Annotated in this window: 8 protein-coding genes; 1 reads left to right on the top strand and 7 read right to left on the bottom strand. The window is 49.9% G+C overall.

Translation table 11 applies throughout. The features are described from left to right. Positions 1–210: 210 nt before the first annotated feature. The 7 genes from ACI2JR_RS27930 to ACI2JR_RS27960 form a co-directional block, all read right to left on the bottom strand. The gene (locus ACI2JR_RS27930; protein WP_462480070.1) at positions 211–513 is read right to left on the bottom strand and encodes a hypothetical protein; all 303 of its coding nucleotides are present in this window, start codon (positions 511–513) and stop codon (positions 211–213) included. A gap of 84 nt (positions 514–597) precedes the next feature. Further along, entirely contained in the window at positions 598–885 is a 288-nt protein-coding gene (locus tag ACI2JR_RS27935; RefSeq protein ID WP_462480071.1) for a hypothetical protein, read from the bottom strand. A gap of 38 nt (positions 886–923) precedes the next feature. Next, complete coding sequence (locus tag ACI2JR_RS27940; protein WP_462480072.1) at positions 924–2,291, bottom strand: replicative DNA helicase; 1,368 nt, start codon at positions 2,289–2,291, stop codon at positions 924–926. Continuing rightward, complete coding sequence (locus ACI2JR_RS27945) at positions 2,288–3,133, bottom strand: replication protein (protein WP_462480077.1); 846 nt, start codon at positions 3,131–3,133, stop codon at positions 2,288–2,290. The genes ACI2JR_RS27940 and ACI2JR_RS27945 overlap by 4 nt, the downstream gene beginning before the upstream one ends. 56 nt (positions 3,134–3,189) lie before the next feature. Next, on the bottom strand, positions 3,190–3,468 hold the full coding sequence (locus ACI2JR_RS27950) for a hypothetical protein (RefSeq protein ID WP_462480073.1): 279 nt from the start codon (positions 3,466–3,468) through the stop codon (positions 3,190–3,192). 22 nt (positions 3,469–3,490) lie between these two features. Continuing rightward, positions 3,491–3,814: a CII family transcriptional regulator gene (locus ACI2JR_RS27955; protein WP_462480074.1), complete on the bottom strand. Its 324-nt coding sequence runs from the start codon at positions 3,812–3,814 to the stop codon at positions 3,491–3,493. A 145-nt stretch (positions 3,815–3,959) separates the two neighbouring features. Then, positions 3,960–4,169, bottom strand: coding sequence for a helix-turn-helix transcriptional regulator (locus ACI2JR_RS27960; RefSeq protein WP_462480075.1), 210 nt, complete (start codon positions 4,167–4,169; stop codon positions 3,960–3,962). Positions 4,170–4,278: 109 nt separating this feature from the next. Between ACI2JR_RS27960 and ACI2JR_RS27965 the strand changes: the two genes are divergently transcribed. After that, positions 4,279–4,938, top strand: coding sequence for a LexA family protein (locus ACI2JR_RS27965; RefSeq protein ID WP_462480076.1), 660 nt, complete (start codon positions 4,279–4,281; stop codon positions 4,936–4,938). The last annotated feature ends 236 nt before the right edge of the window (positions 4,939–5,174 follow it).

Raw genomic sequence — 5,174 nt, forward strand, 5'->3', positions numbered from 1 at the left:
ACGTCGTGGCATTTGAACACAAAGCACTCGGCTTCAATGTATGAATTCAGCCCCACGTTCTCCGCAGCCAGCTGCTTCACCCAGTCCTGCAGGTCCACACCCGCCGGGCAGCCGACAATCTCCCGGCATTTCTCGATAGTCGCCAGTGCTGCTGTTAATTCGTTACTCATGTTCTTACCCTCATAAAAAAGGCCCGCATTTGCAGGCCTGTTAATCTTCTTCGTTACAGTGGATGCGCCAGTTTCCGACGCCTTCCCACTCGAACTGGCGGTTGCTAATTCGCGTCCAACTCCTTCCAAACAGCAAGTCCAGATACCATTCCTTAAAAGTTCGAATAATCTCCTTCGCTTTTGGCTTGCCTCCGTATGCCTTTGACGCGCAGATTAAGCACCTTGTGATGCTCAACGCCTCCACAAGCGGCCAGATAAAAAAAGCCCAGATGCAAAGAGCAAGGAACATCAGGACCGCGATATTTGCCACGATTCCAGACCAGTACAGATACTCGATCACCATTTCCTCCGGGCATAAAAAAGGCCGACTATCGCAACGATACCGGCCACACTTGCAGATAGTTCTGCTATGTAAGATTCAGGCATGTCAGCCTCCTTTGACCTTAAAGCCAGCCTCTTTTATCGAATCATCACAGTCATCAATTGCTTCGTCATACTGTTCGGCCTCTGGTAGAACGAATCCATTTACTACGTTTAGATGCCCGCGCTTCTCAGGGAGTTTGATTTCAACTTCGCGGCTTGCCCGCCATGCGCACCATGCAAGGTGAATGCCGAATTGTGCGTAACAGTTTCGGGTCTGGTGCCACTCCAAATCAATGCCGTGAAAGCCTTGCTCCTCGCCAATCCACGCTTCAAACTGCTCTCTGCTTGTCATCCCATCCTCCCGTATAAAGCCATCATTTCTAACTCCCCTCATACGTCTGCCCCCTTCGCATAACGTTTGCCATGCGCCTGCTTAGTGGTAGATACGCGCTTTGCTTCCTCCTGGTCGCACGAGTGAAAGTGACCGTTGATGAAGCGCTGGTAAACCGTTCCGAGAGTGCCAAACCGGTTCTTGGTTACGATGATTTCAGCAAACTTAGCTGCCGGGCTGTTCTCGTCATAAACGGCTTCTCGGTAGAGCATGATGATGCTGTCTGCGTCCTGCTCGATGCTTCCTGAGTCGCGCAAATCTGCGTTGGTTGGGCGCTTGTTAGGTCGCTTCTCAACATCGCGAGAAAGTTGGCTTAGGGAGATAACTGGCGTCTTGAGGTCCTTCGCCATCGCCTTCAGGCTGCCTGAGATGTGCGCGATTGCCAGGTCGTTTCGTTCGGCTTTCGGCTTATCAATCAGCCCAAGATAGTCGACCATAATCAGGGACAGGTCGGGGTGCTCCTGCTTATGCCTCTCGGCGATACTTCGGATCTGTTCGACTGACAGTTTTGAAGCGTCAACCAGCCATACATCAAGGTCTTTCAGGTGGCAAATCCCGTTATAAACTCTTGCCCATCCCTCATCCTCAAGTCTCGCGGGGTTTCTGAGAACGCTGACTGACATGTTGCCAGTGCCAGCAATGCTTCTCTCAGCAAGCTGTAATTTACTCATCTCCATACTGAAAATCAGCACGCCACGGCGCCGGTCGGTCCCCGGTATCGTCCGGCTTGCCACTCCCTCAGCGACTTTAAGCGCCAGCTCTGTTTTGCCCATGCCAGGGCGGGCAGCGATTATGACAAGGTCCTCGGCGTTCATCCCGCCGGTGATCGCATCAAGCTCATCGATACCGGTCTTCAGCGTGTCGGACTCATCGCCATTCCTCAGTCGCCTTTCGAGCGTTTCGGCATAGTCATCAAGGATTTCACCAAGGCGAACAGGCTTAATTTCCTGCTTTTGCTTGCGGATTGTCGTTAACCGCTTGATTAACTCGTCCATAGCCTCGCCAGAGGAATCCAGGGAGCCATTGCTTACCGGCCCGCGCATCTCGTCCATCGCGTGAAGAAATAACCTCTTCTGGTGCTGCTCTGAAAGCATTTCAGCGTACCCGGCCAGGTTGGCTGCGCTGGGGCACGACCTTACGGTCATCATCACATCGGTAGCATGCTCTTCGCCGCACTCCTCAGCGACCATGAGACCGTCTATCAGGTTTCGTGTTCTGGCTTGCTTACGGATAACTTCAAAGGCTTTCCGGTAGAGCGGTATCGTGAATGCATCTGGCTCCGTTCTCGCCAGTACGTCACTTGCTGCAGGAGTCAGCCCACCGACCAGCAGCCCACCGATCACACTGGCTTCGATGTCTTGCCTCATAGGGTCCCCTCCCGGATTGCCACCAGAACTTTCGGACGCAGCAGGTAATCAAAATTGGCTACCCAGTCGCGATCGTTATCGCCGAAATGGAATGGTCTTGCAGCTGCCATGAACGCTTTCACGTAGGCGCGGAAGCCGTCGATGTTTTTGGTAGCGAGAGAGTTAACCAGTTTGCGGATTTTGCGCTTGCGTTCTTCGTTGGCCTCGACAGCGTGAGGGAGTCGATCTCCGACAATCTCGTTGTAGGCCTGAAGATATTCGTCGTAGTTAATCACGACGGGTTTTCGTCTCTCAGGTTTACCCGGCTCGCGGTCATCGCAAGATGACTGAGTGTTTTTATTATTTATATTCTTGTTAATACCTTCTTGTTCATGATGCGCGGGGTTATGCTCGGGGTTATGCGCGGCATACCACCCTGTAGCCGCGCCATTACTGGCTTCGCTATGCGCGGGGTTATGCTCGGGGTTATGCGCGGGTAAATCGTCGCTTTTTTGAGCATATTCGGCATAATTCAGTATGGTTATGAGAGTGCCTTTTCTCCGTTCCGCCTGAACTGTAATCATCCCCTCTTTCTCGAAACAGGCGAGCATTCTCTCCACTGCGTGCCTGCTTGCCGGATCTCCGTTCCGGTCACACAGAGCAAGCCCTAAGTCTGCTGATGTGGTTACCAGTTGCCCGGCATCCAGAGGCCAAATATGCCCTTTGAAATTAGCTGTAAATGGCTTTCTGGCTGCATTCAGGAGAAGGTTTTCCCATAGCGTACGGAGATATACATCTTTCGCCCAAGGTTGCTTCAGAATGCTCCGGTACAACGGGATGTAACCGGTCTTCTGGTTCTCCATCCTGTTGCTCCTGCGCTGATGTGCCGCGCTGAAATCGAATATTTTTGCCGTGCTGTTCATCGCTGCCCGCCTTGACGAAAAATTATAAGAACATCATTAAATTGCTCCGCTGATATACCTGCTTTTAGTAGCCTCTCCAGGAAAGAATTGGGGATAAACGTATACCCCTCTTCTTTTGGCAGCGAAGGTAATAGCGACCTTGCCTCCGCCTTCAGAAGCTCCGTTCTGGCAACCTGTGCGAAGCGGAGGTTAGTTCTTACGTCAATGGACTTAAGAAAGCGTGAACGCTTAACTTCTTTATGCTCTTCAGGTGGATTAAAACCTTTATTTCGCATATAATTAACCTCGTTGAACGTACTAAAAACCCATAGTTATCTGCTCTGATCGCTCGGTTGCCGCCGGGCGATTTTTCTTTCTGACGCTCGTCAAAATGTTCTCTTCCAGATACAGAGCAACCAGCTTTGATACCCGTGCGATATCGTCATCAACGACACCCCACTCCAGCACCGCCAGCAGCATTGCCATCTTCGGCAACCAGCTTTCCTTCCAGCGAGATATCTGCGCTTTATCGACGCCTACAGCCTTTGCAACATTGTTCCCTCCGATGAGGGCGATACGGTTTAGCAACCAGGATTCAATGCGACGGGCATTGACCTTGTTGCGGTCAATTGAGCTTTCCATTTGTGATAATTCCTTGGTGTTGAAAAATAGTTAGTTGTGGCTATGCCTGAGGCATGCCAATAGATTTGTTTTGGTCTTGATGTGCGCTTTTCAGCGCTCGATTGACACCCTTTTTCAGGGCTGGGATGTTTAAGAGTGGTGTTACTTATGCTGCTTTGGGTGGGAAAAGATCATCAATAGTTACTTTGTGCCCGTATTGCTCAAATGCTTTGATGAACACACGGCAAAGATTGATATCCATCCCTCGTCGCCCGGTCTCGTAGTGGCAAATTGCTCCTCGAGTACAACCAACGACTTTCGCAAGGTCACTTTGCGTTAACCCAAACTTCTCGCGAAAACTGCGGATTTTGTTCATAGGGTTCCTCCTGCGAATAAGTATACACATCGTATTCAATATTGCAATACGCAGTTTACACATTGTGACTATCGAATGTTGATACGAATTGTATAATTTAGGTATGAAAATGAACTGGTACGATATTGCAAAGCAACGGATTGATGCGCTTGGCTTAAGCCAAGATAAGCTGGCAGAGCACATGGGTGTAACCAAAGGTGCCGTTAGCCATTGGCTAAATGGCAGAAGAAATCCCTCACTGCAAGAGATCGGGGCAATTTTTCAGTATCTTGGGGTAAACGACGTAAAATTTAACCCTGATGGAACCTTCAGTGTTGGAGATACGAAGGAAGACAAGCCGATCATTCCGCAATACGAATACCCATTGTTCACGACTGTACAAGCAGGGAAATTTTCTGACGTGGGGACTTATACGAAAAGCGACGCACATTCATGGGTGTCAACAACCAAGAAGGCCAGTAAAGATTCATTCTGGCTAGAGGTTTCCGGGCATTCAATGACTGCCCCTCAAGGAGTGAAGCCAAGCTTTCCAGAAGGAATGCTAATACTCGTCGATCCGGCAGAGGGCGTGGAGCCTGGTGATTTCTGTGTTGCCAGTGTCTTTGGTGACACAGAAGTAACTTTCAAAAAATTTACATGGGATGATGGTCAGCCATGGCTTGAACCGCTTAACCCCAACCCTCGCTATCAGAGCATACCTTGTAACGAAACATGTCGAGTTATCGGACGAGTTGTAAAATCTCAGTGGCCTGATGAGACGTTTGGTTAGTCAACATTAAGACTGTTAAGGACCCTTTACTATGTGGATGAACACAATCGTCTGGGCTATAGCGGCCGTTGCGTTGGTCACGCTTGTTTATCTCAATGTAGTTGGGTTAGGTAGTTTGACGGTCTGGTGATGGGGTGATGGGGTGTTTGGGTGATGAAGTTCCATGGCTCACATCCTTTTTACAATCATCCAAAAAACAAATAGCCATGCTGCGTTGGTAAGTGAAATAGCCAATG

It is taken from the genome of Klebsiella sp. NPDC088457 (assembly GCF_044900465.1).
In the GTDB taxonomy this organism is placed as follows: domain Bacteria; phylum Pseudomonadota; class Gammaproteobacteria; order Enterobacterales; family Enterobacteriaceae; genus Klebsiella.